This window comes from Microbacterium sp. Leaf351, assembly GCF_001423825.1.
In the GTDB taxonomy this organism is placed as follows: Bacteria; Actinomycetota; Actinomycetes; order Actinomycetales; family Microbacteriaceae; genus Microbacterium; species Microbacterium ginsengisoli.
This window is the reverse complement of record NZ_LMPK01000001.1, coordinates 9,568-12,019: the sequence shown is the minus strand read 5'-3', so window position 1 is coordinate 12,019 and position 2,452 is coordinate 9,568. Positions and strand designations below refer to the sequence as shown.

The following is a 2,452-nucleotide window of genomic DNA, read 5'->3' as shown; positions in this document are numbered from 1 at the left end:
CGCGGCATCCGATGCGTTCTTCCCGTTCTCCGACGGACCGCAGGTGCTCATCGACGCGGGCGTCAAGGTCATCGTGCAGCCGGGCGGCTCGGTGCGCGACGACGAGACCATCGAGCTCGCGCGCGAGCGCGGCGTCACGATGTTCTTCACGGGCGAGCGGCACTTCTTCCACTGACCCGCGCGGCGCGCGGCCTCAGGCGGTCGCGCGCCCATCGGTCTCGAGCAGGCGCAGCCACACCTCGCTGATCGTCGGATACGACGGCACCGCGTGCCACAGCCGCTGCAGCGGCACCTCGCCGACGATCGCGATCGTGGCGGAGTGCAGCAGCTCGGCGACATCCTGACCGACGAACGTCGCGCCGATGATCACGTCGCGCTCGCCGTCGACGATCATGCGGGCGCGGCCGCGATAGTGGTCGGCGTAGGTGGAGGCGCCCGCGACCCAGGACAGGTCGTAGTCGACGACCCGGATGCCGCGCCCCGCCGCCCGCGCGGCCGCCTCGGTGAGACCGACCGACGCGACCTCGGGATCGGTGAAGGTCACCTGGGGAACGGCGGCGTGGTCGGCCGTCGCGACGTGCCGGGACCACGGGGCATGCGACACGTCGGCACCCGTCGCGCGCGCGGCGATCACGTCGCCCGCCGCGCGTGCCTGGTACTTGCCCTGATGGGTGAGCAGCGCCCGACGGTTCACGTCGCCGACGGCGTAGAGCCAGTCGGTGCCCTCGACCCGCAGGGTGTCGTCGACCGTCAGCCACGCCCCGGGGGCGAGGCCGACGGTCTCGAGGCCGAGGTCGTCGGTGCGCGGCACGCGTCCCGTCGCGACGAGCACCTCGTCGGCGTGCACGCGGGTGCCGTCGTCGAGCGTCAGCACGGCGTTCTTCTCGGCACGGTGCGCCGCGGTGACGTTCACGCCGGTGCGCACGTCGACGCCGCGCTCGACGAGCGCGTCGCGCACGATCTCGCCCGCGAACGGCTCCATTCCGCCGAGCAGACCGCCGCGTGCGAGCACCACCACCGATGCGCCGAGGTCGTTGTAGGCGGTCGCCATCTCCACAGCGACGACACCGCCGCCGATGATCGCGAGGCGCCCGCGGATCTCGGTCGCGGCGGTCGCCTCGCGGCTCGTCCAGGGGGCGATGTCGGCGAGTCCCGGAGTCGCGGGCAGGAGGGCGGCCGTGCCGGTGCTCACCGCGACCGCGTAACGGGCGATGAGCGTCGTGCGGGTGCCGTCCGGGCCCTCGACCTCGACGCGCCGCTCGCCGGCGAGGCGTCCGTGACCGCGCACGAGGTCGATGCCCGCTCCCTCGAGCCAGCGCACCTGCGAGTCATCCGACCAGTCGTGGGTCATGCCGGTGCGTCGACGCAGCACCCCCGCGACATCAGGTCGTTCGCCGGTGACCTGACGTGCACCGTCGACGTCGCGGGCCGCTCGCAGCGCCGCCCCAGCGCGCAGCAGCGCCTTCGACGGCATGCACGCCCAGTAGGAGCACTCGCCGCCGACCAGCTCGCTCTCGACGATGACGACCGACAGGCCGCCCTGCACGGCGCGGTCGGCCACGTTCTCGCCCACCGGCCCCGCGCCGATCACGATCAGGTCGTAGGTGCGTTCGCTCATGACCTCACGGTAGCCCCGGGGTGGGACGCTCCGGCACGGCGATGTCCGAAAACCGCGAGCCGGATGCCGCGGCCCGTGCCAGGCTGGGGGCATGCCCGGCCTCAGTCTCACCTTCGACGAGCGGTATCGCGCCATCCGGTCGCGCGACGTGCGCTTCGACGGGCAGTTCGTGACCGCCGTGCGCTCGACCGGCATCTACTGCCGGCCGAGCTGCCCGGCGCGCACCCCCCACGAGCGCAACGTCACGTTCTACTCCACGAGTGCCGCGGCGCACGAGGCCGGCTACCGCGCCTGCAAGCGCTGCCTGCCCGAAGCCGCTCCCGGCTCGCCGGACTGGAACCTGCGCGGCGACATCGCGGGCCGCGCCATGCGCTTCATCGCCGACGGCATCGTCGAGCGCGAAGGCGTGCCCGGGCTCGCGCGCCGGCTCGGCTACTCGAGCCGGCAGCTCGGTCGCATCCTGCAGGCCGAGCTCGGCGCCGGCCCCCTCGCCCGGGCGCATCGGGCCCATACCGCGCGCATGCTGCTGGTCGGCACGGACCTGTCGATGACGGATGTCGCCTTCTCCGCCGGGTTCGCCAGCATCAGGCAGTTCAACGAGACCGTGCGAGAGGTGTTCTCGCTCGCTCCCACCGACCTGCGGCTGCGCCGGCGCTCCCGGGTCGCCGCCGGGCACGGCGAGATCGACCTCGCCCTGCCGCACCGCACGCCGCACGAGACCGCCGGAGTATTCGCGTGGATGGCGGCGCGCGCGGTGATCGGCGCCGAGGTCGCGACATCCACCTCGTTCGCCCGCACCCTGCGTCTCGCCCACGGCACCGCCTGGTTCGAGGT

2 protein-coding genes and 1 pseudogene are annotated in these 2,452 nt (G+C 73.5%); 2 read left to right on the top strand and 1 reads right to left on the bottom strand.

Annotated features, from left to right (window positions below):
* Nucleotides 1-175: pseudogene (purH, locus tag ASG00_RS15875) on the top strand (bifunctional phosphoribosylaminoimidazolecarboxamide formyltransferase/IMP cyclohydrolase); the annotation flags it as partial.
* 18 nt (nucleotides 176-193) lie between these two features.
* Here the strand turns inward: purH and ASG00_RS00035 are convergent.
* The gene (locus ASG00_RS00035) at nucleotides 194-1,618 is read right to left on the bottom strand and encodes a dihydrolipoyl dehydrogenase family protein (RefSeq protein WP_056206000.1); all 1,425 of its coding nucleotides are present in this window, start codon (nucleotides 1,616-1,618) and stop codon (nucleotides 194-196) included.
* A 91-nt stretch (nucleotides 1,619-1,709) separates the two neighbouring features.
* Here ASG00_RS00035 and ASG00_RS15870 point away from each other — a divergent pair.
* The coding region (locus ASG00_RS15870) for a bifunctional transcriptional activator/DNA repair enzyme AdaA (RefSeq protein WP_235559000.1) at nucleotides 1,710-2,452 on the top strand (743 nt) is incomplete at its 3' end.

Coding starts and splice junctions, on each gene's coding strand:
- ASG00_RS00035 (WP_056206000.1), bottom strand. CDS start 1,618: ATGAGCGAACGCACCTACGACCTGATCGTGATCGGCGCGGGGCCGGTG.